The organism is Agrobacterium sp. CCNWLW155 (genome assembly GCF_036888815.1).
In the GTDB taxonomy this organism is placed as follows: Bacteria; Pseudomonadota; Alphaproteobacteria; order Rhizobiales; family Rhizobiaceae; genus Agrobacterium; species Agrobacterium radiobacter.
The window spans coordinates 1111722-1137124 of sequence record NZ_JBAKFW010000001.1 but is presented as its reverse complement, the minus strand read 5'-3'; the positions used below and the strand labels follow the sequence as shown (position 1 = coordinate 1137124).

Below are 25403 nucleotides of genomic sequence, written 5' to 3'. Positions count from 1 at the left end.
ACGATCATGAGCAAGGGTATTGTTCTTCTTGCCGCCGGGGGAACCGGCGGCCATGTTTTTCCGGCGGAGGCGCTCGCGCATACGCTGAAGGCGCGCGGTTATCAGGTGCATCTCGTCACTGACAGCCGCGCCGAACGTTATGCGGGCAAGTTCCCGGCGGATGAAATCCATGTGGTGCCGTCTGCCACCATCGGCTCGAAAAACCCGATTTCCGTGGCGCGTTCGCTCTGGAAGCTCTGGGTTGGCCTGCGTGCGGCGCGCCGGCTGGTGGCGAAACTTAAGCCGGTCGCGGTTGTCGGTTTCGGTGGTTATCCCACCGTGCCGCCGCTTCTGGCTTCCACCGGCCTTGGCGTGCCTTCCATCATTCACGAGCAGAATGCTGTGATGGGTCGCGCTAACAAGGCGCTGGCAGGCCGTGTGAAGGCGATCGCCGGCGGCTTCCTGCCGCCCGCCAATGGCCAATATTCCGACAAGACGGTGGCGACCGGCAATCCGGTGCGCCCGGCGGTGCTGGCGGCTTCTGAAATTCCCTATACCCCGTCGCAGACGGGTGAAACTTTTCAGCTTGTCGTGTTCGGCGGCAGCCAGGGCGCGCAGTTTTTTTCGAGCGCGGTGCCTGCGGCTATCTGCCTGCTGAAAGACGAGCAGCGCAAGCGCATCGTCGTCACCCAGCAGGCGCGTCCTGAAGACAAGGACAGCGTCATCGCCTCCTACCAGAAGCTTGGCGTAAAGGCTGACGTTTCGCCCTTCTTCGGCGACATGGCGTCGCGCATCGGCGAGGCCGATCTGGTGATCAGCCGTTCGGGCGCTTCGACGGTATCGGAGCTTTCGGTGATCGGCCGCCCGTCGATCCTCGTGCCTTATCCGCATGCGCTGGATCACGATCAGGCCGCCAATGCGGCAGCACTTTCGGCGGCGGGCGGGGCCAGCGTCATCAAGCAGGCGGAATTGTCGCCGCAGAAGCTCTCCGGCCTCCTGTCCTCGGCGCTTTCGGAACCGGATCGTCTTTCGGCAACGGCAGCGGCGGCCAAGGCAACGGGTAAACCGCATGCGGCGGATGTGCTGGCCGATCTGGTGGAGGCCATTGCCTCCGGCCAGTCCGTACAGGAATTCAAGAAGAAGAATGAAGGAGTTGGGGCATGAAGATGCCGAAAGCCATAGGCCTTGTCCATTTCATCGGCATAGGCGGGATCGGCATGAGCGGCATTGCCGAAGTGCTTCACAATCTCGGCCACCGCGTTCAGGGGTCGGATCAGGCCGACAGCGCCAATGTGCAGCGTCTGCGCGACAAGGGCATCGAGGTGTTCGTCGGCCATACGGCGGACAATCTCGGTGACGCCGAGGTCGTGGTCGTTTCCACCGCCATCAAGAAGAACAATCCGGAACTCATCGCCGCGCGGGAAAAACACCTGCCGATCGTTCGCCGTGCCGAAATGCTGGCCGAGCTGATGCGTTTCCGTAACGCCATCGCCATTGGCGGCACCCACGGCAAGACGACGACCACCTCGATGGTCGCGACCCTGTTGGAAGCCGGCAATCTCGACCCGACCGTCATCAATGGCGGCATCATCAATGCCTATGGCACCAATGCGCGTATGGGCGAGGGCGAGTGGATGGTGGTGGAAGCCGACGAATCCGACGGCACCTTCCTGAAGCTGCCGGCCGACGTGGCCGTCATTACGAATATCGATCCGGAGCATCTGGACCATTACGGCAATTTTGATGCTGTGCGCGCGGCGTTCCGCCAGTTCGTCGAGAACGTGCCGTTCTACGGCTTCGGCGTCATGTGCCTTGACCATCCGGAAGTGCAGGCGCTGGTCGGCCGCATCGAGGATCGCAAGGTCATCACATACGGTGAAAACCCGCAGGCCGACGTGCGTTTTTCGAATGTGCGCATCGATGGCACACGCTCGGTTTTCGACGTGGAAATCCGCCGTCGTCGTACCGGCAAGATATTCTCCTTCAAGGATCTCGTCCTGCCGATGCCCGGCCGACACAATGTTTCGAACGCGACGGCCGCGATTGCCGTCGCCAATCGTCTCGGTATTTCGGAAGCTGACATCAAGAAGGGTCTCGCCTCCTTCGCAGGCGTCAAGCGGCGTTTCACGCTGACGGGCGAAGCCAATGGCGTACAGGTCTTCGACGATTACGGCCATCACCCGGTCGAGATCAAGGCTGTGCTGGCGGCGGCGCGGGAAGCCTGCAATGGCCGTATCATCGCGGTGCATCAGCCGCACCGCTACAGCCGCCTTTCCAGCCTGTTTGACGATTTCGCGCATTGTTTCAACGATGCGGATACGATTCTTCTTGCCCCGGTCTATGCTGCGGGCGAAGATCCGATCGAAGGCGCAAGTTCGGAAGCGCTGGTTTCGGCCATCAAGGCCGCCGGCCATCGTGACGCCCGTTTTCTTGAGAAACGGGAAGATCTCGCCTCAGTGGTTGCAGGCATTGCGAATCCGGGTGATTTCGTGGTTCTCTTGGGGGCTGGAAATATCACGCAATGGGCAGCAGCGCTGCCTTCGGAATTGAAGAGCATATCAGGAAAGTCTGAATGAGACAGGTCGATGGGGTTAAATTGCTGGGGAGGCTCGGCGACGGGGTAAACGAACTGAGGGGACGTCTGACACCGGATGCGCCCATGGACCGCGTGACGTGGTTCAGAGCCGGAGGTCTGGCGGAAGTCATGTTCCAGCCGCACGATACCGATGATCTGATTGCCTTCCTGAAAATTCTGCCGGAAGACGTGCCGCTGACGGTAGTCGGCGTCGGCTCCAATCTTCTGGTGCGCGATGGCGGCATCCCGGGCGTTGTCGTCCGTCTGTCGGCCAAAGGTTTCGGCCAGGTGGAGCTTGCCGGCGAAAACCGCATCAAGGCCGGTGCGATCTGCCCGGACAAGCATATTGCGGCCATGGCCATGGATAACGGCATTGGCGGCTTCCATTTCTATTACGGCATTCCCGGCTCCATCGGCGGTGCGCTGCGTATGAATGCGGGCGCAAACGGCGGTGAGACGCGCGAGCGCGTGGTGGAAGTCTATGCGGTTGACCGTCAGGGTAAGCAACATGTGCTTTCCAATGCCGATATGGGCTACAGCTACCGCCATTCCGGCGCCGACAAGGGCCTGATCTTCACCGGCGCATTGTTCGAGGGTTATCCGGAAGACAAGGCGAAAATCCGCGCCGATATGGACGCCGTGCGTCACCATCGCGAAACAGTTCAGCCGATCCGTGAGCAGACTGGTGGTTCGACCTTCAAGAATCCCGAAGGTCATTCCGCATGGGAACTCATCGATGAGGCGGGCGGCCGCGGTCTGGTCATCGGCGGCGCGCAGATGTCATCACTGCATTGCAATTTCATGATCAATACCGGCCACGCGACCGGCTACGATCTGGAATATCTGGGTGAGACCATCCGCAAGCGCGTGTTCGAGAAGTCGGGCATCCGGCTGGAGTGGGAAATCAAGCGGCTAGGGCTTTTCATGCCGGGCCGTGAGGTGGAGCCTTTTCTGGGAAGCTGAGTTTTTGGCTTCCGATTTTCTTACAGGGGCTTCTCCGTCATATGACCGTTGGCGTTGGCCGTAACGGTCGGTCAATAGTTGTATCCTATAGTTTTTTGACATAAGCGACGAGCGGCATGTTATCTCAGATAGCATGCCGCTCGTCGATCAAAGGGTGTTTGACAAGAATTTTCAGTGATTGATTTAGGTACTATTGGAGACGGTCTTGGATCTCTGGAGAAAACTGATCGAAATGATGAGTTTTTCGATTGCGACGCCAGAGGGCCGCAGGCGGCTTGAACCTTTGGAATTTTCGTTTCGGGTTGCCTGTGTCACAACGATCATGGCTCTGCTGATATGTTCCGGCGGTCTGGTTCTCCTGGCGCAGTTCGGGCTGGTGACGGACCTTGTCAACGGTCTTATACTCGGCGTGACCTTGTGTTCCGTCATCGCATTCACGATGACGTGGCTGGTCTGCTGGCTCAATGCCAGGGAAGTGAAGATTCTTGCGCAATCGCACGAGCGTTTTTTGCATCTGAGCCATACCGATGCATTGACTGGCCTCAGCAATCGGCTCGGGCTTTATGCCGGATGCATGAATCTCGGTCAGCATTATTGCGTCGCGTTCCTCGATATCGATCATTTCAAGTCGGTGAACGACAGGTTCAGCCATTTGGCCGGTGACGCGGTGATTTCCAGCGTCGCACAGCGGATACGTACTTCCTTTGACGCCTCTGCCAAAGTCGCCAGAATAGGCGGCGAGGAATTCGTCGTCGTGCGCGAGACAGGGTCGTCATCGTTTCTGGATGTTTGCGAAAGGCTGCGGGCGAGCATCGAGGCGGTGCCAGTCGACTATCAGGATATGCGGATCGGTGTCACCATATCGATCGGAGTGGCTGTCCGGAAGGACGCCGAAGTCTTTGAAAAAGTCCTGCATAATGCCGATCTTGCGCTTTATCAGGCAAAGGGCGCGGGGCGTAATCGTATCTGCGTGGCGGGCCAGCGGGATATCCGTCAGTCCGTCGCCTAGAGCGTTTCCAGTAAAAGATGCTGAATAGCAAAAGGCCCGTGAAACGCCAGGTTTCGCGGGCCTTCCCATATTCGGAACGCTTGTGTGGCTCAGACTTCGTCCTTGCGGGAAAGCAGAATGCAGGCCAGCGTTATGATGGCGGATACGCAGAGGTAGTAGCCGACATAACCCATGCCGTAATTCACCTGCAGCCATGTGGCGATGTAAGGCGCCAGCGATGCGCCGAAGATGCCGGCCATGTTGAAGGTGATCGACGAGCCGGTGTAGCGCACCCGGGTCGGGAAGGGGGCTGCGAGCGCCGTGCCGATCAGGCCGTAGGTCATGCCCATCAGCATCATGGCAAGGGCCGCGAAGACGAAGATGGAGCCTTCGCTACCGGTCATCAGGCCGGGCAGCAGGAAGGAGAACAGGCCGATCAGCACCGTCGTAATGATCAGAATTTCACGACGGCCGAATTTTTCGGCGAGCTTGCCGGCGATCGGGATGAAGATGCCGAAAACGATGGAGCCGAGAATCTGCACTTCCAGCGCGTCAAGGAACGGGATTTTCAGGACCTTGACGTTATAGGACAGCAGATAGGCGGTGCCGATGTAGAAGAGCACAAAGGTGGCCAGCGCCACGAAGGTGCCGAGCACGAGGCTGCGCTTGTGGTTGCGGAACAGTTCCGCGACCGGAACGGCCACACGTTCTTCCTTTTCGATCGCTTTCTGGAAGTCGGGTGTCTCGGTGATCGACAGGCGAACCCACATGCCGACCGCGATCAGAATGATCGAAGCGACGAAGGGAATGCGCCAGCCCCAGCTGAGCAGCGCTTCCTGCGACATGAAGTGCAGCAGGATCCAGAACACGCCGGAGGAGAGGAACAGGCCGACAGGGGCGCCGAGCTGCGGGAACATGCCGTACCAGCTGCGCTTGCCGGGAGGCGCGTTTTCCGTGGCGAGCAGGACGGCGCCGCCCCATTCGCCGCCAAGGCCAAAGCCCTGGCCGAAGCGGCACAGCGCCAGCAACAGCGGTGCAAGGACGCCGGCGGTCTCATAGGAGGGCAGGAGGCCGATCACGACGGTCGATACACCCATGGTCAGTAGCGCGGCGACAAGTGTCGTCTTGCGGCCGACGCGGTCACCATAGTGACCGAAGACCACAGCACCCAGCGGACGGGCAAAAAAGGCGATGGAGAAGGTGGCGAAGGACGCCAGAAGCGCCGTCATCGGGTCATTGTTCGGAAAGAACAAGGCGGGGAACACGAGCACTGCGGCCGTGGCGTAAACGTAAAAATCGAAAAACTCGATGGTCGTGCCGACCAGGCTGGCAGTGAGAACTCGTGCAGGCGAATTTGTCTTTACAGCGTTCGAATTGTCAGCGGTCGGCGATACCGGAGATATCGCGTCGGTCATGGTATTGGTTCCATTTTGGATGATTGCAATGTCATGCCTTGGGAGGCGATGTCTGCGTTAACGCAATTTTTGTTCCTATGGAATGCTAAAAAAGAAATAATGCAAATAATGTGATTGATGAATGCGACAGGCTCGGCTGCGTGCTGCCGGATGCGCTTCGGCGATTGAGAGACTGATTCAGGCTGCGGTTTTAAAACGCTGAAACGCCAGATAATTTTCCCTGGGGAATAATCCCGTCCGTTAACGTTTCGATCTTGCCTTTATCGCGGAGCAGCAGGTGCGCTCGTGCGATTTTATTTCCGATCATTGAAAACCTGCATGTTGCAATCCATGCAACTCTCTGATTCCAAGGAGGGAATCCGGATCGGTGCTGATTCTTTAACGGAACTTGGCACGTTGGGCGCGGTGGTTAACGAAAGTAAACGATTCATTAACCTTAATGGCGTTTAACTGATCTCAAGGGTCATGTGCCAGAATCACCGTTCTTCAAATTCGGTCGGTTCGGAGCGTGGTTCGTAACGGAGAGTTGGTGTCAGAGGTATCGATGGGCGGCAAGCACGTAGCTGTTCTTTTGGGTGGGTTTTCGTCGGAGCGGCCAGTCAGCCTGTCGTCGGGCAATGCCTGCGCGCTCGCGCTTGAGGGCGAGGGCTACAAGGTCACCCGGGTCGATGTGGGGCGCGATGTCGCGGCCGTGCTCGATGAGCTGCGCCCGGATGTCGCCTTTAATGCGCTGCACGGTCCCTTCGGTGAAGACGGCACCATTCAGGGTATTCTCGAATATCTGGCCATTCCCTATACACATTCCGGCGTGCTGGCTTCCGCACTCGCCATGGACAAGGCGCAGGCGAAGAAAGTCGCTGCGGCTGCCGGGGTGCCGGTTGCTGCCGAGCGCGTCATGAACCGCTTCGATTTCACCAGCGAACATCCGCTTGCTCCACCCTATGTGGTGAAGCCGGTGCGTGAAGGTTCGAGCTTCGGCGTTGTCATCGTCAAGGAAGACCAGTCGCATCCGCCGCAAATCCTCACTTCGTCGGAATGGCGTTATGGCGATCAGGTGATGGTCGAGCGCTACATCCATGGCCGCGAATTGACCTGCGGCGTGCTCGACGGCGAGGCGCTTGGCGTCACCGAAGTGGTGCCGCTCGGTCACAATTTCTATGATTTTGACGCTAAATACGCTGCTGGTGGCTCGAAACATGTCATTCCGGCAGAAATTTCACCGAAAATTTACCAAAAAATTCAAACACTGGCGGTTATGGCGCATCGGGCGATCGGGTGCCGTGGCGTAAGCCGTTCAGACTTTCGTTACGACGACCGCTTCTCAGAAGATGGCGAAGTTATCTGGCTTGAAGTGAATACGCAGCCGGGCATGACGCCGACCTCCCTGGTGCCGGAAATGGCGGCCCACGCTGGCCGCTCCTTTGGTAACCTTGTCAGCTGGATGGTGGAGGACGCTTCGTGTTTGCGGTGACCGGCAAAAAGTCGACGGCAAAAAAGCGCGAGCAATTCGCAGCGACGGCAAATGCCGACGATCGCATGGTGCTGCCGCGCCCGCTGCGTCGTGTCGTGCGCTTCTGCGTCAGCCTTGCGACCGGACGCATCCATATTCCCGCCCATACCGGCACGATTTCGGCCGTCGCCTTCTACGCGGTGACTGGCCTTTATGGCATGTCGCTCGGCGGCCACACAAATATCGTTACGCAGGCGACGACCTCTGCTGCGGGTTTCGCCGTTGAGGACGTGAAGGTCTCCGGCAATCTGCAGACCTCCGAAATCGATGTCTTCCAGCTTCTCGGCCTTGATGGCAGCACCTCGCTGATTGCACTCGACATCGATGCGGCGCGCCGCAAGCTCGTGCAGCTTCCCTGGGTGGAAGACGTGGATATCCGCAAGGTCTACCCGAAGACGATCGAGGTTCGCCTGAAAGAACGCCAGGCCTTCGGCATCTGGCAGCATGGCTCGGAACTGTCGCTGATCGAAAAGAGCGGCAGCGTCATCGCGCCGCTGCGTGACAATAAATTCGCTTCCCTGCCGCTGTTCGTTGGACGCGACGCGGAAACGGGCGCTGCCGGTTTCGTCGAGCGGCTGGCCGACTGGCCGGAAATCCGCAACCGCGTCCGCGCCTATGTGCGCATTGCCGGTCGCCGCTGGGATCTGCACCTCGACAACGGCATCGTCGTCAAGCTGCCGGAAGAAAACCTGCCGCAGGCGCTGCAATTGCTGGCGCGGCTTGATCTCGAAGAAAAGGTCCTGTCGCGAGATGTCGCCGCAGTCGATCTCAGACTGGCGGATCGCACCACGATCCAGCTGACCGAAGGTGCGACGGAGCGCCGTCAGGCTGCTGTCGACGCGCGCACCAAGGCTCTCAAGAAAGCGGAGAAGAACACATGAGCTTTTTCGGTTCTTCCCATTTCGGTCTGCCTCGTCTGAAGCCGCTTTCTTCCAAGCGCAGCCACATCGTTTCGGTGCTGGACATCGGTTCGACCAAGGTCGTGTGCATGATCGGCCGGCTGACGCCGCGTCAAGAGAGTGAAATCCTGCCTGGCCGCACCCACAAGGTGGAAATCATCGGCATTGGCCACCAGCGTTCGCGTGGCGTGAAATCCGGCGTGATTGCTGATCTTGACGCGTTGGAAGGCGTGATCCGTCTTTCGGTCGATGCGGCCGAGCGTATGGCGGGACTTACCGTCGACAGCCTGATCGTCAATGTTTCGGCTGGAAGACTGGCGAGCGATATCTATACCGCGAGCATTGATCTCGGCGGTCAGGAAGTGGAAGCAAGTGACCTGCGCAAGGTTCTGGTGGCGGCAAGCCAGCAGTCCATGCGTCAGGACCGGGCGATCCTGCATTCTCTGCCGACGGGCTATTCGCTGGATGGCGAGCGCGGCATTCGTGATCCGCTGTCGATGTATGGCGATCTTCTCGGCGTCGATATGCATGTCGTGACTGTCGAACGCACGGCGCTGAAGAACCTCGAGCTTTGCGTCAACCGCGCGCATCTTTCCGTCGAAGGCATGGTGGCGACGCCCTATGCCAGCGGTCTTGCCGCTCTGGTGGACGATGAAGTCGAGCTTGGCTGCGCGGCCATCGACATGGGTGGCGGCACCACGACGATCTCTGTTTTTGCCGAAGGCCGTCTCATTCACACCGACGCAATCGGCCTTGGCGGCCATCACGTCACGACAGATCTTGCACGAGGCCTCTCGACACGAATCGAAGATGCGGAGAGACTGAAGGTGGTGCATGGTTCGGCTTTGCTGAATGGCGCGGATGAGCGCGACATGATTTCGATCCCGCCGATTGGCGAAGATGATCGCGATCAACCATCGCAAGTTTCAAGAGCACTTGTAACCCGCATCGTGCGGGCGCGTATCGAAGAGACGCTGGAATTGATCCGTGATCGTATCCAGAAGTCCGGCTTCAGTCCCATCGTCGGCAAGCGCGTTGTCCTGACCGGCGGCGCAAGCCAGCTGACGGGGCTGCCGGAAACGGCACGGCGCATTCTCGCCCGCAACGTTCGCATCGGCCGCCCCATGGGGGTTGCCGGTCTTCCGGTGGCGGCGAAGGGACCGGCCTTTTCAACCGCCTGCGGACTGATGATCTACCCGCAGGTGGCGGATATCGAAATTCATGCGGCGCAAGGCGGAATGTTCTCGCCGTTTGGTAACGGTAGCGGCCGGATAGCCCGGGTGGGGCAATGGCTGAAAGAGAGTTTTTGAGTGGCCTCGTGGCGCAAGCCGGAGGTTTCAGAGTTGAGTTTCAAGAATCGGCCAGCGGGGCGATGCGGCCAGAGAAAGAAGGAATGTTAAAATGACGATACAGCTGCAGAAGCCTGATATCACAGAGCTGAAGCCACGCATCACCGTCTTCGGTGTCGGTGGCGGTGGTGGTAACGCTGTCAACAACATGATCACGGCCGGCCTCCAGGGCGTCGACTTCGTCGTCGCCAACACGGATGCGCAGGCGTTGACCATGACGAAGGCAGACAGGGTCATTCAGCTCGGCGTCAACGTCACCGAAGGCCTCGGCGCCGGCTCCCAGCCGGAAGTCGGCCGCGCGGCTGCTGAAGAGTGCATCGACGAGATCATCGATCACCTGAACGGTACCCACATGTGCTTCGTCACCGCCGGCATGGGCGGCGGCACCGGCACGGGTGCTGCCCCGGTCGTCGCACAGGCTGCGCGCAACAAGGGCATCCTGACGGTCGGCGTCGTCACAAAGCCTTTCCACTTCGAAGGCGGCCGCCGCATGCGTCTTGCCGAACAGGGCATCGAGGAACTGCAGAAGTCCGTCGATACGCTGATCGTCATTCCGAACCAGAACCTTTTCCGTATTGCCAATGACAAGACGACCTTTGCGGACGCCTTCGCCATGGCCGACCAGGTTCTTTACTCCGGCGTTGCCTGCATTACCGATCTGATGGTGAAGGAAGGTCTTATCAACCTCGACTTCGCCGACGTCCGTTCGGTCATGCGCGAAATGGGCCGCGCAATGATGGGCACCGGCGAAGCTTCCGGTCCGGGCCGCGCAATGCAGGCTGCGGAAGCGGCGATCGCTAACCCGCTGCTCGACGAAACCTCGATGAAGGGCGCGCAGGGCCTCCTGATCTCCATCACCGGTGGTCGCGACCTCACCCTCTTCGAAGTCGACGAAGCGGCGACCCGTATCCGCGAAGAAGTCGATCCGGATGCCAACATCATCCTCGGCGCAACCTTCGACGAAGCGCTTGAAGGCCTCATCCGCGTCTCCGTCGTCGCAACCGGCATTGACCGCGTTGCTGGCGTTGGCGAACAGAACATTGCCGAGATGCGCGCCGCAGCTGCCGTTGCCAAGCCGCTTATCCGTCCTTCCGCGGCCGTTGCTCCCGCTCCGGCCGCAGTACAGCCTGCAGCAGTCTCGCAGGCACAGAAGGCCGTAGACCCGATCGCCCAGACCATCCGTTCGGCGGAAGCCGAAATGGAACGTGAACTCGGTTTCGCCGCACACCAGCAGCCCGCCCAGGATTTCCGTCCGCAGAGCAAGCTGTTCGCATCTTCCCCGGCTGAAGCACCGGCTGCCCTCCGTCCGGCCCAGCCGGTTCAGCAGGCCGCTCCGGCACCGGTTGCGCAGGCGCCGGTCTATCACGCTCCGGAACAGGTTGCCGCTCAGGCTCCGCGGATGCAGCAGCCGCAGGCTCCTGTCTACCAGGAACCCGCGCCGGTTGCCCGTCAGCCCGAGCCGGTTCGCATGCCGAAGGTCGAAGACTTCCCGCCGGTCGTGAAGGCCGAGCTGGACCACCGCACCCATGCCGCTCCTGCCGCACAGGAAGAGCGCGGCCCGATGGGTCTTCTGAAGCGCATCACCAACTCGCTTGGCCGCCGTGAAGAGGAAGAAGTTCCTTCCGACATGATGGATGCGCCGAGCATGGCACCGCAGCAGCGCCGCGCCCCGCTTTCGCCGGAAGCAAGCCTCTACGCACCGCGTCGTGGCCAGCTTGACGACCACGGCCGTACAACGCCTGCTTCGTCCAGCCATCACGACGATGACCAGCTGGAAATCCCGGCCTTCCTGCGCCGCCAGTCCAACTAAAGGCGATTCCATAAGCCCCTTGAAACGCCCGGATCACACGATCCGGGCGTTTTGTTTATTTTACGTTATTAACACTAAATTAATTCGCGTTTTCAATGGCTTGCGCATGTAACAATCCGAAACGAACAGTGATTTGTCGTGGCACCTACATGTGCGTATGTATGAGGCTGGGTGAAGGAACAGATTGACTTTTCCGGTCGTTAAAAACCGGCTTGAAAAACTTGAACGGCGCTGGCTGAAGCAGCGCGGTTTGCAAAACAAGGCATAGACGCATGACTATCGGACTGCTCGGATTTCAGACAACTATCGCACATGCTGTTCAGCTTAAAGGCATTGGCGTGCATTCCGGCAATCCGGTCTCGATGACCTTCCAGCCTGCAGAAGCCGGAACGGGCGTCGTCTTCCACCGCCTTCACGATAATGGCAGCGTTACAGAGCTTAAGGCGGTTTCGGCCAATGTCGGCAATACCGATCTGTGCACCGTGCTCGGCCGTTCGCTCTCCCAGTCGGTAGCGACGATCGAGCACGTCATGGCTGCCATCTACGCCATGGGTCTTGATAACCTTGTCGTTGAGGTCGATGGTCCGGAAGCGCCGATCATGGACGGCAGCTCCGCACCTTTCATCGAGGCGATCGAATCTGTTGGCATCAAGAACCTGGGCGTGAAGCGCCGTTACATCCGCGTCACCAAGCCGGTGCGCATCGATTCGGGTGCCTCCTGGGCGGAGTTCCGTCCCTATGACGGCACGCGTTTTGAAGTCGACATCGATTTCGACACGCCGCTGATCGGCAAGCAGTCCTGGAAGGGCGACCTGACGGCGGATACGTTCAAGAATGAACTGTCGCGCGCCCGCACCTTCGGCTTCATGCGTGACGTGGAGCGTCTGTGGGCCGCCGGTTATGCGCTCGGTTCCTCGCTTGAGAACTCGGTCGTCATCTCCGACGACAACAGCGTCATCAACATGGAAGGCCTGCGTTACGCCAAGGACGAATTCGTCCGTCACAAGACGCTGGACGCCGTGGGCGACCTGGCGCTTGCCGGCGCGCAGTTCATCGGCTGTTACCGCTCTTATCGCGGCGGCCACAAGGTTAATGCGAATGCGCTGAAGGCCCTGCTGAGCGACCGCACCGCTTACGAGATCGTCGAGGCTCCGGCTGCCCGCAACCAGATGGTGCGCGCCCGCGAATTCGTTGCGGTTAACATGCCGGAATTTGCACCCTGGTCAGCTTGAGTTCTTTCGCAGGCTATCAATTGACAGAAAAAGCCGCTCCCTTTGGGGCGGCTTTTTCGTGATGAGAACAAGAAGTTGCGTTATATCGTCTGATATTCGTGCGATTGCACGGGTCGATGCCATAAAAATGCGTTAATGCGTCATCATTGCGTTGCCCTGCGGATGCTTTTATGGCTAGAACGCCAGTGCAAAGCCGATGCTTATGTATTTGCGCGGGAAGTGGGAACTGTCGAATGAAGCATGTAGGGTCTGGTGCAATGAAGGGTACGATGCGGGGGATCGCCGTTTCGTTGATGTTGGTCGGCGCAAGTGTCGTCGTCACGGCCTGCCAGTCCGATCCGGATATCGACATTACCAAGCTCGGCTTCGAATCCGATCCGCCTGATGTTCTGTACAAGCAGGGGCTTGCCAACATGAACGCCGGCAACATGACGGAAGCCTCACGCAAGTTCGAGGCTATCGACAAGCAATATCCCTTTACCGAATGGGGCCAGAAGGCGCTCGTCATGCAGACCTTCATTGCCACGCGCACCAACAAGAACGATGTGGCCATCACGAACGGCAGCCGCTTCCTGCGGCAATATCCCCGTTCCAAGGACGCGGCCTACGTTCAGTACATGATCGGTCTTGCCTATTCGAAGCAGATTTCCGACGTGACGCAGGATCAGCGCGCAGCACAGCGCACCGTCGAGGCGATGAACAAGGTCGTCAATGACTATCCCGATTCGGAATATGTCGCTGACGCGCAGGCCAAGATCCGTTTCGCCCGCGACCAGCTCGCCGGCCGTGAAATGCAGGTCGGTCGTTATTACCTTGAGCGCAAGGAATATCTCGCCGCCGTTTCGCGTTTCCGCATCGTCGTCGAGCAGTACCAGAACACCAACCAGATCGAGGAAGCGCTGGCGCGTCTGACCGAAGCCTATTACGCTATGGGCCTGGTGGACGAAGCGCAGACGGCGGCCGCCGTTCTCGGCAACAACTATCCTGATAGCCAATGGTATGCGGATTCCTACAAGCTGCTGAAGGGTCAGGGGCTGGAGCCGCGTGAAAACAAGGGGTCCTGGATTTCGCGCGCCGGCAAGAAGCTTATCGGCGCCTGAGACCGGGGCATAGGCCATGCTGGTCCAGCTCTCGATTCGCGATATCGTTCTGATCGAAAGGCTTGACCTCGGTTTCGAGGCAGGCCTTTCCGTGTTGACGGGCGAGACGGGTGCGGGCAAATCCATTCTTCTCGATAGTCTCTCGCTGGCGCTTGGCGGCCGTGGCGACGGCGGCCTTGTGCGCCACGGTGAAGAGAAGGGGCAGGTTACCGCCACTTTCGAGGTCCCGAACAATCACCCGACACGGCTTCTCCTGCGCGAAAACGGTCTCGATGACGACGGCGACCTGATTTTCCGCCGGGTGCAATCCTCTGACGGGCGCACCAAGGCCTATATCAACGATCAGGCCATCAGCGTGCAGATGATGCGCCAGCTCGGTCAATTCCTGGTCGAAATCCACGGCCAGCATGATGATCGCGCGCTTGTCGACACCGATGCACACCGGACGCTGCTGGATGCCTTTGCCGGGCTGAGCGATGAGGCTCGCGCTGTTCAGGGCCTTTACCGCACCTGGAAAGATGTTGACCGGGCTCTGAAGACGCACCGCGCCAAGGTGGAGGCGGCGGCGCGCGAGGCGGATTACCTGCGCTCTTCCGTTGAGGAACTGGAAACGCTCTCGCCGCGTGACGGAGAAGAGGAAGAACTGGCCGAGCGCCGGGCGGTGATGCAGAAATCCGAACGCATTGCCGGCGATATCGCTGAGGCCAGCGAGTTTCTGAACGGCAATGCCTCGCCCGTGCCTGTCATTGCATCGATGATGCGCCGGCTCGAGCGCAAGAGCCACGAGGCTCCCGGCCTGCTTGAAGACACCGTGCAATTGCTGGATGCCGCGCTGGACAGCCTTTCCAATGCGCAGATGGAAGTGGAAGCGGCATTGCGCCGCACCGAATTCGATCCGCGTGAGCTGGAGCGGGTGGAAGAGCGGCTTTTTGCGCTGCGCGCCGCGGGCCGCAAATATAATGTCGCCGTGCCTGACCTTCCGGCTCTCGCCGAAAAAATGGTGGCCGATCTCGCCGATCTCGATGCCGGTGAAGAAAAACTCGGCAAGCTCGAGGCCAATCTCGGCGTCGTAAAGGCCGATTTTGACCGTGCCGCCCAATCGCTTTCCGACAAACGCCGCAATGCGGCGGAAGCGCTTTCCAACGCTGTCATGGCCGAGCTTCCGGCGCTGAAGCTCGAGCGGGCGCGGTTTACCGTCGAGGTGACCTCCGATCCCGAGCAGGCGACGGCTGACGGTATCGATACGGTGGAGTTTCACGTCCAGACCAATCCGGGCACGCGCCCCGGTCCGATCATGAAGGTGGCCTCGGGCGGCGAACTGTCCCGTTTCCTGCTGGCGTTGAAAGTGGCGCTCGCCGATCGCGGATCGGCGCCGACGCTGGTGTTCGACGAAATCGATACGGGCGTTGGCGGCGCTGTGGCGGATGCCATCGGCCAGCGGCTGCGCCGCCTGTCGAAAACCGTGCAGGTCCTGTCCGTCACCCATGCGCCGCAGGTGGCCGCACGGGCTGCCACTCATCTCCTCATTTCCAAAGGTCCATCCGGCGACGGCAGCGAGCGCATCGCCACGCGCGTGGCCACCATGGAGCCGAAACACCGCACCGAAGAGATCGCCCGCATGCTCGCCGGCGCATCGGTAACGGACGAGGCGAGGGCTGCGGCCGCTCGTCTGCTTGCCGCCAAGGACTGATCGTTCGCGACAATGCCGTTGGAGCGCCTTTCGGCGTTGTGAGTCCAGCGGCAAAACTGTTTTTAATGTTTGTTATTTCGGCTAAAAGCGTTCGGTAATTCCGAAAAGAGGCCGTCATGTCGAAAGACCAGAAATCCGTCGAAAACCTCACCGAGCTTGAAGCCTCTTCCGAGCTCGCATTTCTGGCGGCCGAGCTTGCTCGCCATGACGCCCTTTATCACGGCAAGGACGCGCCGGAGATTTCGGACGCCGATTATGATGCGCTGAAGCGGCGCAACGATGCCATCGAGACGGCTTTTCCAGCGCTGGTGCGGGCCGATAGCCCATCGAAGAAAGTCGGCTTCGCGCCGCTTCCGACCTTTGCGCCAATCGTGCATGCGCGGCCGATGCTGTCGCTCGACAATACGTTTTCGGAAGAGGATCTGCGGGATTTCGTGAGTTCTGTCTATCGCTTCCTCGGGCATCTGCCTGATGATTCCATCGCCTTTACCGCCGAGCCGAAGATCGACGGGCTTTCCATGTCGATCCGCTACGAGAACCGCAGGCTGAAGACCGCGGCGACGCGTGGTGACGGCACGACGGGCGAAAACGTCACCGCCAATATCAGGACCATCAAGGAAATCCCGAACGAGCTGCCTTCGGACGCGCCCGATGTGGTGGAGGTTCGTGGTGAGGTCTATATGGCGAAGAGCGACTTCATGGCGCTCAACGCCCAGATGGAGGCCGAAGGCAAGCAGACCTATGTGAACCCGCGCAACACGGCATCCGGTTCGCTGCGCCAGCTCGACGCCAATGTGACGGCGAAACGCAAACTCAGGTTCTTTGCCTATGCCCTGGGTGAGGTTTCGAATGGCGGCCAGCCGACGCGGATTGCCGATACGCAATACGGCATCGTCGAGAAGTTCAGGGAATGGGGCTTCCCGGTCAATCCGCTGATGAAGCGATTCACCTCCGCCCAGCAATTGCTTGAACATTATAATGAAATCGGCGTTGCGCGGCCCGATCTCGATTATGATATCGACGGTGTGGTCTATAAGGTCGACCGGCTCGACCTTCAGGAGAGACTGGGCTTCCGCTCGCGCAGCCCGCGCTGGGCGACCGCGCATAAATTCCCGGCCGAGCAGGCATTCACGACGGTTGAGAACATTGAAATTCAGGTGGGACGTACCGGCGCCTTGACGCCGGTCGCGCGTCTCACCCCGATCACCGTCGGCGGTGTCGTTGTCACCAATGCGACGCTGCATAATGCCGATTATATCGAAGGTATCGGCAATAGCGGCGAGCGCATCCGCCCGGAGGATCACGATATCCGCATTGGCGACACGGTCATTGTGCAGCGCGCCGGTGATGTCATTCCGCAGGTTCTGGATGTACTGTTGGAAAAGCGCCCGGCCGAGGCGGCGAAATATGCATTCCCGGAGAAATGTCCGGTTTGCGGTAGCCATGCGGTGCGGGAGCGCAACGAAAAGACCGGCAAGCTCGATTCGGTCACGCGCTGCACCGGCGGTTTCGTCTGCCGGGCGCAGGCGGTGGAGCACCTGAAACATTTCGTCTCGCGCAATGCCTTCGATATCGAAGGGCTCGGCACCAAGCAGATAGACTTCTTCTTTGAAAGCGACGATCCGGCGCTCTCGATCAAGACCGCGCCTGATATTTTCACGCTGAAGGCGCGGCAGGAAGGCTCTCACCTCACCAAGCTCGAGAATATCGACGGCTTCGGCAAGGTCAGTGTCAGGAAGCTGTTCGATGCCATCGACGCCCGCCGCGAAATCGATCTGCACCGGCTGATCTTCGCGCTCGGTATTCGTCATGTGGGCGAGACCACGGCGAAGCTTCTGGCGCGATCCTATGGCACTTACGAACATTTCGAAGAGAGCATGAAGGCGGCGGCCGATCCGGCGAGCGATGCCTGGGCCGAACTCAACAGCATCGACGGCATTGGCGAGGTGGTGGCCCGCGCCATCATCGAGTTCTACAAGGAACCGCGCAATCTCGATGTCATCGACCGTCTGATACGGGAGCTTCGCCCGAAGGAGGCCGAAAAGCCCTCTACCGAAGGCAGCCCGGTGGCAGGCAAGACGGTTGTGTTTACCGGTTCGCTGGAAAAGTTCACCCGCGATGAGGCTAAGGCCCGGGCCGAAAGCCTCGGCGCCAAGGTTGCGGGTTCCGTCTCGAAAAAGACCGATATTCTGGTCGCAGGACCGGGAGCCGGTTCCAAGCTTGCCAAAGCGGCGGAACTGGGTGTTCAGACCATGGATGAAGACGAGTGGCTGGCGCTGATCGGCGGCTGATGCGCCGTCATGGCAATGTTGTCCTCTGCCGCTAAAGCTTTGCGCCTGAGACGGAGAGCACAGCATGGATGACCGCATCGTCGTCACCACACAGCAGGTCCGGGCGCTGGTCACCAACCAGTTTCCGCAATGGGCCGATCTCGAGGTCCGGCCGGTGGAACTGAGCGGCTGGGACAATCGCAGCTTTCGCCTTGGTGGCGACATGCTGATCCGCATGCCAAGTGCCGCCCGTTATGTTGCGCAGGTGGAAAAGGAGCACCGGTGGCTGCCGGCGCTTACACCGCTCCTGCCTTTTCCGATCCCTGCACCATTGGCGCTGGGGCAGCCGGGAGAAGGCTATCCGTTCTGCTGGTCCGTCTATCGCTGGCTTGAGGGCGAACCTCTCGCACGGCATCTGGAGCGCGTCGATCTTTCGACTGTCGCTATTGATATTGCCGCGTTTTTGAAAACATTGCACGGCGTGGATGCTTCGGATGGCCCACGCGCGGGCGCGCATAACTTTCATCGCGGCGGGTCCCTCTCGGTCTATGACGGGGAGGCGCAGGCCTCGGCAGCACGCCTTGCCGATGAGGTGGATCATGCGCTGGCCATGGAGATCTGGCAGCTGGCGCTTTCCAGCCGCTGGCAGGGGCAGGGTGTCTGGGTGCATGGCGACATTGCCGAGGGCAATCTGCTGGTGCAGAACGGCCGCCTTTCAGCCGTCATCGATTTTGGCAGTTCCGGCGTCGGCGATCCATCTTCCGATCTCATTCTCGCCTGGAATGTGCTCAATGCCGAAAGCCGTGCCGTTTTTCGTCAGGCGCTGGAGCTTGATGATGCCACATGGCAGCGCGGGCGCGGCTGGGCGCTGTGGAAGGCGCTGATCGTGCTGGATGCCGAGCGCGGGCGGAACGAAAGAATGGCCGAATGGTCGCGACGGACCATTCGGGAAGTGTTTGCGGACCACCTTCTACACTGAAAGCGCCTATCGAAGTCGTGCCATCACATGGGCATCGACGTATTTTCCATCACGATAGGCATCGTTGCGCAGGGTGCCCTCGCGCTCGAAACCGAATTTCTCGTAGAGCCGGATTGCCGGGAGATTGTCCGTGAAGACGTTGAGCTCGATGCGGCGGATATCGTGCCAGTTATCCGCTGTGTCGATCAGCGCCCCAAGAAGGTGCGACCCCACCCCTTTTCCCGCGAGATCGTCGTGAACGCTGATCGCCAGGTCGGCGATATGGGCCTGTCGTCCCGCCCTGCGAAACAGCCCGCCATTGGCGACGATCTTTCCGCGCCATTCGCCTATGACCGAAATATCGTTCGGACCGCGGTTCTCCATTGCCTTTCTGGTCTTTTCCACAGACTGGAAAGGTTGCCGCAGCGTGCCGTGGCGGACGCCCGGCAGGTTGAACAGTTCGGTCAGGGCTTCGGCATCATCCAGGCGCGGCGCGCGCAGGAGGATGTCGCGTAACCGGAACTGATCATCTTCATTATCGGCAAATTTCACGTTCTGCATGCCTGTCTCCTTGGGGCGTATGGGAGCAGGCTTGCGAACCCTGCTCTAATGGCAGGGTGGAAATGGATCGCTTAAAGCGACGACATACCTTTCCCTGCCGGGTGGCCGGTGATGGTATGGCGACGGGTGGTGTTCTGTTTCGCGATCATGCGCGCAGAATGCTTTTGCCGTGTAGCTCTGTCAAGCCGGGGCGTTGCGCAGCAGGCTTCTGAGTTTTGCCGGCAACCTGCCGTCAATCGCTGCAAGACCGGCGGCGATCATTGCCATGCCGGCGAAGTGCTTCATTTCCAGTTGCTCGCCGAGCAGCAGCGAACCGAGCAGGATGGCGCTGACCGGGATGAGGAAAGTGACGAGGGCAAGGTTGGTGGCGCCGGCGCTGGCAAGAATACGGAAGAAGATGAGGTAAGCGAGCGCTGTCGACAGGAGGGCGATGCCGATCAGCGCGCCCCAGGTGCCGAGGCTAGGCATGGCGAGTGTCCAAGGCTTATCGATGAGAAGGGCGGCCGGGATCAGCATCAGTGTTGAAGAGGAAATCTGGCCGGTGGCGGTCATCAGCGGCGGCACGCCCATGGCCTTGAAGCGGCGGCCGAAAATGCCGGCAAAGGCATAGGAGACGGCGGCGCCAAGAATGGCGATCTGGCCCCAGAGACCAGATGAGCCGGTAAAGGCGGCCGGGCCGATCATGGTCGCCACGCCGACAAAGCCGATCAGAACGCCAGTGAGCTTGTTGCCGGTCATCTTCTCGTCGGCGGTCAGAAAGTGCGCGACGATGACGGTGAAGAGGGGCGTCGTGGCATTGAGGATCGAGGCAAGCCCGCTGGCAATATGGGTCTGACCCCAGACGATCAGGCAGAAGGGAATGATGTTATTCAGCAGGCCCATGCCGAAAAACGCACGCCACACCGCCCCTTCGCGCGGCAGGCGAAGGCCCATGATGCGGCAGACGATTAGAAGCGCTGTGGCGGCAAGGGTGACCCGCAGCGTAACGATGGTGACCGGCGGCAATTCCTTGACCGCGACACCGATGAAAAAGAACGATCCGCCCCACAGGAGCGAAAGCGCGACAAGCATCGCCCATTCACCGGCATCCATCTGTTTCTGTATCGCCATCATCATCTCCCAAAGCATGAGCATCGACATGATTGCAGACGGGACCGCCGCCATCCACCCGATATCGGTTGAGTTTAGCTCAAATCGGAGTTTGATGGCTTTCACTGCATTTCAGGTCTTGTTGCGTCTATTTACTCCCTGTTTTATGATGTTTTCAAACGATTGTTTCTCGTGCGATAATTGAGGTGAGCTAAATCATGGCAGCCGAACTTCCTTCTCTGAAAGGACTGCAGGCCTTCGAGGCCGCAGCGCGGTATCGCAGCGTCACGCTTGCCTCCAATGAGCTGGATGTCACGCCCGGCGCGGTTAGCCTGCAAATCCGGGAGCTGGAGGCGCGGCTTGGTGTGCAGCTTTTTTCCCGCAAACCGCGCAGCATCCAGCTGACGCGTGAAGGGGAACGTTATTACGGCGCGCTTCGCACTGCCTTCCGGATGATGCGCGAGGCGACGGCGGAACTAACGGCGCGATCTGAGATCACCATTCTGACGCTCAGCTGCACCCCGACTTTCGCCGTGCAATGGCTAATGCCGCGATTGCCGGCCTTCCAGCAGCGACACCCGCATGTGGATGTCCGCATCAGCGTGACGAACCGGCTGGTGGATTTTTCAAGGGACGACGTCGATCTGGCGGTGCGGCATGGTTTTGGCCGGTATGAAGGGCTTGAGAGTATCCGCTTCATTGATGACAGCACGCTGCCGGTCTGCTCGCCGCAGCTTCTTGAAAAATATGGGCCGCTTCAGGAGGCGGGTGATCTGAAGTCCGTTCCGCTGCTACACGATGAAAACCGCAATGAATGGCGGCGCTGGCTGGAAGCGGCGGGCGCGCGTGATGTCGACGCCTCCGGCGGTACCGTCTTCATCGACAGCAATGGCGCGCTGGATGCGGCCAAGGCCGGGCACGGCATTGCGCTGACCCGGCGTTCGCTCGTTTCCCGCGAGCTTGCGGAAGGCGCATTGATCGCCCCCTTCGGCAAGGACATGGCCAGTACGCTTGCCTATTTCCTCGTTTATCCCAGGCGTATGCTCGATAATCCCGATCTGGTCACACTCATCGACTGGATGCTTTCGGAAGCGCGTTCAGCCGAGGCCCGTTCTCTTTGAGGCCAATCCGGTTTATGCCGGAATGAAACAACGGGAATCACTCTTGAAAACCATCGCCATCGATTTCGAGACCGCCAATGAGGAGCGGGGCAGCGCCTGCTCCGTCGGACTTGCGTGGATAGAGGGCGGCGAGATCGTTCGCGTCGAGGAGCGTCTCATCCGGCCGAAGGACATGCGATTTTCGCCCTTCAACATCGCCGTACACGGGATTCGGCCTGCCGATGTTGAGGACGCGCCGGAATTCCCTGAGGTGATGGAGGAGTTCATCGACGACTTCCACGGTGCGACGATGATCGCCCATAATGCCGCCTTCGATTTCAGTGTCATGCGGGCGTCGTTCGACAAGTACCGGCAGTCCTATCCCGATCTTTCTTATCTGTGCAGCGTCAAGATCGCCCGGCACGTCTGGCCGCAGCTGGAATCGCATAAGCTGAATGTCATTGCCCATCACCTCCAGCTGCGTTTCGTGCACCATAATGCCGCCGAAGATGCCGTTGTCTGCGCGGCAGCGTCGATTGCGGCGGCCAAGGCGCTGCGCGTCACCCATGTTCGCGACCTGCCGGAAAAGATCGGCATGGTCGCAGGCCGTCTCACCTCCACCGGTTACCAGCCCTGCAGCATGAAAAAACGCGCCGTCTCCCGGGTTGCGTAACCGTTCCGCGCACTTATGTTTGAAGCAGCGTAACGGAGAAGATGCGATGACGACGAAAACTCTGTCGGGTTTGTTTGCGGGCTTTCTGACATTGCTTCCGGTCACTGCCGCGCATTCGCAGGTCGTGGGTGAGGTTGGCGTCGACTGGATCGGCAACGACATCGTCATCGAGGCGATTGCCGATCCGAAGATCAAGGGCGTGACCTGCCATGTGACCTATTTCGAGCGCGGCGTGATCGACCGGCTGAAGAACGGCAATTGGTTTGAAGACCCATCCAACAACGCCATTTCCTGTAGCCAGACGGGGCCGGTGGAGATCGGCGATATCGATCTCTCGAAGGGCGGGGAAGAAGTATTCCGGCAAGGCATGTCGCTGGTCTGGAAGAAGCTGGTCGTCAGCCGCGTCTATGACAAGGCCAATGACACGCTTATCTATCTGGTGCATGCACGGGAGCTGACTGACGGTTCGGCCAAGATGGCGATTTCCACGGTGCCGCTCTATAACCAGCAGGTCACATGGGAAAAGGGCAAGCCGTAAGGCTCGCCCCCGCAATTGCGTTATAGATGCCTGGATCAGGCTGCTTCGCGCGCCAGCTCGTCGGCAATGACCGTGTCGAGGTTGAGGAAGCAGACCATGCTCTTTTCCAGCGCGACGATGCCGCGGCAGAAGCTGCGCTGCTCTTCCGGAATGATATCGGGCGCGGGCTGCAGGTCTTCGGAGCGGATGGTCATCATGTCGGAGACCTGCTCCACCAGAAGGCCAACCAGCTTGCCGCCGATATCGGTGACGATGATGGCGGAGCGTTCGGAGGGCTCGGTCATTTTCATGCCAAGGCGGCCGGCCATGTCGATGACGGGAATGACGGCGCCGCGCAGGTTGATGAGGCCGAGAACATAGGGCGGGGTGTGCGGCATCGGGGTAACCGGCGCCCAGCCGCGGATTTCGCGGATCGCCATGATGTCGATGCAGAATTCCTGATCGCTCAAATGGAAGGAAACGATTTCGAGATATGCGCCGGATTGCTTGATGGCGTTGGACATGACGGCAGGTTTCCTCTGATGGCTCTCTAACAGGCCCGCGCAGGATTGAGCTTTATGCGGTGGCCGGAGAATGGACCGGGAGACATCATGTCGAGGCTTAAAAACCGCTATGGTCATAATGCACAGCAAGATTTTAAACTTTCCCTAACAATTGCCCCGCGCCTGCCGGCAAAACCCAGTATTTTGGCGGTTTTCGCGCCCACCCAAACCGGTTATGATAGGCATATGAACGCGCTCGTTTCCCATCCGCTGAAGTTTATTCTGGCAAGTCTTGCGGCTGTGGCCTCGCTTGCCATCGTGCTTCTTGCCTTTGACGGCTGGGTGCGGCACGGCACGGATATTTTCCTGTCTACGGTGCAGAGCGGCATCGCCTGGTGCCTCTGACGTTTTTTCGCTGCGGATTTGTGACAAATCAGCGCGGTCGGCTCAAATACGCCCAGTTGATTTGCCGTCGCCACCGCCTTTCGTTATCTGTCTGCCAGAGCCTGCGATATGCCGCCGGCTTTCGGGGTAGGATTGGAAAATGAGAAATATTCGCATCGTATTGTGGGCCGTCGTGCTCGTTCTCGCCGGTGTCGTCAGCTGGTTGACGATCGAAATGACGAAAACCCGGGAGCAGATGGTGGAGACGGCCTATGGCGTGCCGTTCGAACTGACGGCGCAAACCGGCCAGCCGATTACCGAAAAAGCCTTTCAGGGCAAGCCTACTGCGCTGTTCTTTGGTTTCACCCATTGCCCGGAGGTCTGCCCCACAACCCTGTTCGAGCTGAACGGCTGGATGGAGAAGGTGGACCCGGCCGGCGACAAGCTTCAGGCCTATTTCGTCTCCGTCGATCCCGAGCGCGATACGCCTGAGATCATGCAGCAATATGTCTCCAACGTCTCGAAGCGGATCACCGGCATCACCGGCCCGGCCGACAAGATTGCCGAGACGCTGAAGGGCTACCGCATCTATGCCAAGAAGGTGCCGGTGGACGAGAAGGATCCGAATGGCGATTACACCATGGATCACACGGCGTCCGTCATCCTGCTCGATGCCAATGGCCGCTTTGCGGGGACGATTGCCTATGGTGAGAATCCCGATGTCGCCGAGCAGAAACTTCAGAATCTTCTGAAGGGTACGAAGGTTTAATTACGCGCGGCTTATTGGACTGACTGCGGTTTTGTGGCAAAGGCAGACACAGAACTATTAGCCAGAGAAAGCAGCCCGCCGTGAGCGAAATCCGACTTTACGTCACCACGACCGAAATCCAGGCGGGTGAAATCCTCGATCTCATGTCGGACTATTTCGGCGAGGAGGATGTCGCGATTGCCACCACCGAGGTGGATGAAAAGCGCGATATCTGGGAAGCCTCGGTCTATCTGATGGCTGAACAGGAAGAAGAGTTCCGTGAGCGTGTCAGCGCGCTGCTTGCTCCTGCCTTTCCCGGTCTCGTCATCGAGAAGGAGACCGTTCCTGACGTTGACTGGATCGCCAAGTCGCTCGAGGGGCTGAAGCCGGTCAGGGCAGGGCGCTTCATCGTGTATGGCGCCCATGATCGCGATAAGGTGCAGGCGAACGATCTGGCAATCGAAATCGAGGCGGGGCAGGCTTTCGGTACGGGCCATCATGGCACGACGGCCGGCTGCCTTGAGATGATCGAGGAAGTTCTGCGGGCGAGGACGGTGCGCAATGCGCTGGATCTCGGCACCGGCAGCGGCGTTCTGGCGATTGCTGTACGCAAGATGCGTCCTATTCCCGTGCTTGCAACCGACATCGATCCTATCGCGGTGAAGGTGGCAAAGGAGAATGTGCGGCTGAACGGTATCGTCTCCGGGCTTGCGCTGGAGACCGCGCCGGGTTTCCACTCGGACGCTTTCCGCAAGCATGGCCCGTTCGATCTCATCATTGCCAATATTCTGGCGCGGCCGCTCATCAAGATGGCGCCGCAGCTCGTCACGCATCTGGCGCCCGGCGGCACCGTCATCCTGTCCGGCATTCTGGCGTCGCAGCGCTGGAAAGTGCTTTCCGCCTATAATGGCGCGCGGCTTTCCCATGTCCGCACGATCTGGCGTAATGGCTGGGTGACGCTGCACCTGCGCAAGGACTGAAGCTTCCCCAGCATCCCTTTCGGGGTAAAAGAAAAGGCGGCGCTTTCGCGCCGCCTGGAAACCCGCGAGCAGATGGGAGGAGTTTGCTCAAGCGGGTCGACGTATTCCTG

The 25403-nt window shown here is 59.6% G+C and carries 23 protein-coding genes; 19 read left to right on the top strand and 4 right to left on the bottom strand.

From position 1 onward, the window contains the following. The first annotated feature begins 6 nt into the window (after positions 1-6). The 4 genes from murG (at position 7) to V6S97_RS05740 (ending at position 4526) form a co-directional block, all read left to right on the top strand. Entirely contained in the window at positions 7-1143 is a 1137-nt protein-coding gene (gene murG / locus V6S97_RS05755) for an undecaprenyldiphospho-muramoylpentapeptide beta-N-acetylglucosaminyltransferase (protein ID WP_004430750.1), read from the top strand. After that, on the top strand, positions 1140-2555 hold the full coding sequence (gene murC / locus V6S97_RS05750; RefSeq protein ID WP_004430751.1) for a UDP-N-acetylmuramate--L-alanine ligase: 1416 nt from the start codon (positions 1140-1142) through the stop codon (positions 2553-2555). The genes murG and murC overlap by 4 nt, the downstream gene beginning before the upstream one ends. Continuing rightward, positions 2552-3517, top strand: coding sequence for a UDP-N-acetylmuramate dehydrogenase (gene murB / locus V6S97_RS05745; RefSeq protein ID WP_004430753.1), 966 nt, complete (start codon positions 2552-2554; stop codon positions 3515-3517). Before murC ends, murB begins: the two co-directional genes overlap by 4 nt. Before the next feature lie 205 nt (positions 3518-3722). Beyond that, on the top strand, positions 3723-4526 hold the full coding sequence (locus tag V6S97_RS05740) for a GGDEF domain-containing protein (protein ID WP_080866290.1): 804 nt from the start codon (positions 3723-3725) through the stop codon (positions 4524-4526). 89 nt (positions 4527-4615) lie between these two features. Here V6S97_RS05740 and V6S97_RS05735 read toward each other — a convergent pair whose 3' ends face one another. After that, positions 4616-5920: an MFS transporter gene (locus tag V6S97_RS05735; RefSeq protein WP_004430756.1), complete on the bottom strand. Its 1305-nt coding sequence runs from the start codon at positions 5918-5920 to the stop codon at positions 4616-4618. Positions 5921-6464: 544 nt separating this feature from the next. Here V6S97_RS05735 and V6S97_RS05730 point away from each other — a divergent pair. From V6S97_RS05730 to V6S97_RS05690, 9 genes are all read left to right on the top strand, one after another. Further along, positions 6465-7391, top strand: a complete 927-nt coding sequence (locus V6S97_RS05730) for a D-alanine--D-alanine ligase (protein ID WP_004430761.1) — start codon at positions 6465-6467, stop codon at positions 7389-7391. Further along, the gene (locus V6S97_RS05725; RefSeq protein ID WP_442886009.1) at positions 7379-8311 is read left to right on the top strand and encodes a cell division protein FtsQ/DivIB; all 933 of its coding nucleotides are present in this window, start codon (positions 7379-7381) and stop codon (positions 8309-8311) included. The genes V6S97_RS05730 and V6S97_RS05725 overlap by 13 nt, the downstream gene beginning before the upstream one ends. Then, on the top strand, positions 8308-9639 hold the full coding sequence (gene ftsA, locus V6S97_RS05720) for a cell division protein FtsA (RefSeq protein ID WP_004442783.1): 1332 nt from the start codon (positions 8308-8310) through the stop codon (positions 9637-9639). The genes V6S97_RS05725 and ftsA overlap by 4 nt, the downstream gene beginning before the upstream one ends. Positions 9640-9730: 91 nt before the next feature. Further along, positions 9731-11488 carry a cell division protein FtsZ gene (ftsZ, locus tag V6S97_RS05715; RefSeq protein WP_004430767.1) on the top strand — a complete coding sequence of 586 codons (1758 nt, stop codon included), beginning with the start codon at positions 9731-9733 and terminating at the stop codon, positions 11486-11488. A gap of 272 nt (positions 11489-11760) precedes the next feature. Beyond that, the gene (gene lpxC, locus V6S97_RS05710) at positions 11761-12720 is read left to right on the top strand and encodes a UDP-3-O-acyl-N-acetylglucosamine deacetylase (protein ID WP_004430769.1); all 960 of its coding nucleotides are present in this window, start codon (positions 11761-11763) and stop codon (positions 12718-12720) included. 233 nt (positions 12721-12953) lie between these two features. After that, positions 12954-13820 carry an outer membrane protein assembly factor BamD gene (locus V6S97_RS05705; protein WP_004430771.1) on the top strand — a complete coding sequence of 289 codons (867 nt, stop codon included), beginning with the start codon at positions 12954-12956 and terminating at the stop codon, positions 13818-13820. 16 nt (positions 13821-13836) lie between these two features. Further along, entirely contained in the window at positions 13837-15510 is a 1674-nt protein-coding gene (gene recN, locus V6S97_RS05700) for a DNA repair protein RecN (RefSeq protein WP_004430773.1), read from the top strand. 116 nt (positions 15511-15626) lie between these two features. Beyond that, positions 15627-17801, top strand: coding sequence for an NAD-dependent DNA ligase LigA (gene ligA, locus V6S97_RS05695; protein WP_111784827.1), 2175 nt, complete (start codon positions 15627-15629; stop codon positions 17799-17801). Between the two features lie 64 nt (positions 17802-17865). Further along, on the top strand, positions 17866-18759 hold the full coding sequence (locus V6S97_RS05690) for an aminoglycoside phosphotransferase family protein (RefSeq protein ID WP_004430776.1): 894 nt from the start codon (positions 17866-17868) through the stop codon (positions 18757-18759). Positions 18760-18765: 6 nt separating this feature from the next. Here V6S97_RS05690 and V6S97_RS05685 read toward each other — a convergent pair whose 3' ends face one another. Both V6S97_RS05685 and V6S97_RS05680 read right to left on the bottom strand, forming a co-directional pair. Beyond that, positions 18766-19299: a GNAT family N-acetyltransferase gene (locus V6S97_RS05685; protein ID WP_334426251.1), complete on the bottom strand. Its 534-nt coding sequence runs from the start codon at positions 19297-19299 to the stop codon at positions 18766-18768. A 180-nt stretch (positions 19300-19479) separates the two neighbouring features. Further along, entirely contained in the window at positions 19480-20409 is a 930-nt protein-coding gene (locus V6S97_RS05680; protein ID WP_035212713.1) for a DMT family transporter, read from the bottom strand. A gap of 197 nt (positions 20410-20606) precedes the next feature. Here V6S97_RS05680 and gcvA point away from each other — a divergent pair, with 197 nt between their 5' ends. From gcvA to V6S97_RS05665, 3 genes are read left to right on the top strand one after another with little or no spacing between them, the layout of a single operon-like run. Further along, positions 20607-21509: a transcriptional regulator GcvA gene (gene gcvA, locus V6S97_RS05675; protein WP_004430784.1), complete on the top strand. Its 903-nt coding sequence runs from the start codon at positions 20607-20609 to the stop codon at positions 21507-21509. A 43-nt stretch (positions 21510-21552) separates the two neighbouring features. Continuing rightward, positions 21553-22161, top strand: a complete 609-nt coding sequence (locus V6S97_RS05670) for a 3'-5' exonuclease (RefSeq protein WP_004430786.1) — start codon at positions 21553-21555, stop codon at positions 22159-22161. A gap of 46 nt (positions 22162-22207) precedes the next feature. Continuing rightward, positions 22208-22699 carry a CreA family protein gene (locus V6S97_RS05665; protein ID WP_004430787.1) on the top strand — a complete coding sequence of 164 codons (492 nt, stop codon included), beginning with the start codon at positions 22208-22210 and terminating at the stop codon, positions 22697-22699. Between the two features lie 35 nt (positions 22700-22734). Here V6S97_RS05665 and V6S97_RS05660 read toward each other — a convergent pair whose 3' ends face one another. Beyond that, positions 22735-23202, bottom strand: a complete 468-nt coding sequence (locus V6S97_RS05660; RefSeq protein ID WP_004430791.1) for a chemotaxis protein CheW — start codon at positions 23200-23202, stop codon at positions 22735-22737. Positions 23203-23289: 87 nt separating this feature from the next. On the opposite strand from V6S97_RS05660, the gene V6S97_RS05655 reads away from it, so the two are divergent. From V6S97_RS05655 to V6S97_RS05645, 3 genes are all read left to right on the top strand, one after another. Then, complete coding sequence (locus tag V6S97_RS05655; protein WP_223564867.1) at positions 23290-23586, top strand: hypothetical protein; 297 nt, start codon at positions 23290-23292, stop codon at positions 23584-23586. A gap of 139 nt (positions 23587-23725) precedes the next feature. Further along, positions 23726-24334: a cytochrome oxidase assembly protein Sco gene (gene sco / locus V6S97_RS05650; protein ID WP_004430794.1), complete on the top strand. Its 609-nt coding sequence runs from the start codon at positions 23726-23728 to the stop codon at positions 24332-24334. Between the two features lie 80 nt (positions 24335-24414). Beyond that, positions 24415-25293 carry a 50S ribosomal protein L11 methyltransferase gene (locus V6S97_RS05645; protein WP_004430796.1) on the top strand — a complete coding sequence of 293 codons (879 nt, stop codon included), beginning with the start codon at positions 24415-24417 and terminating at the stop codon, positions 25291-25293. Positions 25294-25403 lie beyond the last annotated feature (110 nt).

Coding starts and splice junctions, on each gene's coding strand:
- murG (WP_004430750.1), top strand. CDS start 7: ATGAGCAAGGGTATTGTTCTTCTTGCCGCCGGGGGAACCGGCGGCCAT.
- murC (WP_004430751.1), top strand. CDS start 1,140: ATGAAGATGCCGAAAGCCATAGGCCTTGTCCATTTCATCGGCATAGGC.
- murB (WP_004430753.1), top strand. CDS start 2,552: ATGAGACAGGTCGATGGGGTTAAATTGCTGGGGAGGCTCGGCGACGGG.
- V6S97_RS05735 (WP_004430756.1), bottom strand. CDS start 5,920: ATGACCGACGCGATATCTCCGGTATCGCCGACCGCTGACAATTCGAAC.
- V6S97_RS05730 (WP_004430761.1), top strand. CDS start 6,465: ATGGGCGGCAAGCACGTAGCTGTTCTTTTGGGTGGGTTTTCGTCGGAG.
- ftsA (WP_004442783.1), top strand. CDS start 8,308: ATGAGCTTTTTCGGTTCTTCCCATTTCGGTCTGCCTCGTCTGAAGCCG.
- ftsZ (WP_004430767.1), top strand. CDS start 9,731: ATGACGATACAGCTGCAGAAGCCTGATATCACAGAGCTGAAGCCACGC.
- lpxC (WP_004430769.1), top strand. CDS start 11,761: ATGACTATCGGACTGCTCGGATTTCAGACAACTATCGCACATGCTGTT.
- V6S97_RS05705 (WP_004430771.1), top strand. CDS start 12,954: ATGAAGCATGTAGGGTCTGGTGCAATGAAGGGTACGATGCGGGGGATC.
- recN (WP_004430773.1), top strand. CDS start 13,837: ATGCTGGTCCAGCTCTCGATTCGCGATATCGTTCTGATCGAAAGGCTT.
- ligA (WP_111784827.1), top strand. CDS start 15,627: ATGTCGAAAGACCAGAAATCCGTCGAAAACCTCACCGAGCTTGAAGCC.
- V6S97_RS05690 (WP_004430776.1), top strand. CDS start 17,866: ATGGATGACCGCATCGTCGTCACCACACAGCAGGTCCGGGCGCTGGTC.
- V6S97_RS05685 (WP_334426251.1), bottom strand. CDS start 19,299: ATGCAGAACGTGAAATTTGCCGATAATGAAGATGATCAGTTCCGGTTA.
- V6S97_RS05680 (WP_035212713.1), bottom strand. CDS start 20,409: ATGGCGATACAGAAACAGATGGATGCCGGTGAATGGGCGATGCTTGTC.
- gcvA (WP_004430784.1), top strand. CDS start 20,607: ATGGCAGCCGAACTTCCTTCTCTGAAAGGACTGCAGGCCTTCGAGGCC.
- V6S97_RS05665 (WP_004430787.1), top strand. CDS start 22,208: ATGACGACGAAAACTCTGTCGGGTTTGTTTGCGGGCTTTCTGACATTG.
- V6S97_RS05660 (WP_004430791.1), bottom strand. CDS start 23,202: ATGTCCAACGCCATCAAGCAATCCGGCGCATATCTCGAAATCGTTTCC.
- V6S97_RS05655 (WP_223564867.1), top strand. CDS start 23,290: ATGTCGAGGCTTAAAAACCGCTATGGTCATAATGCACAGCAAGATTTT.
- sco (WP_004430794.1), top strand. CDS start 23,726: ATGAGAAATATTCGCATCGTATTGTGGGCCGTCGTGCTCGTTCTCGCC.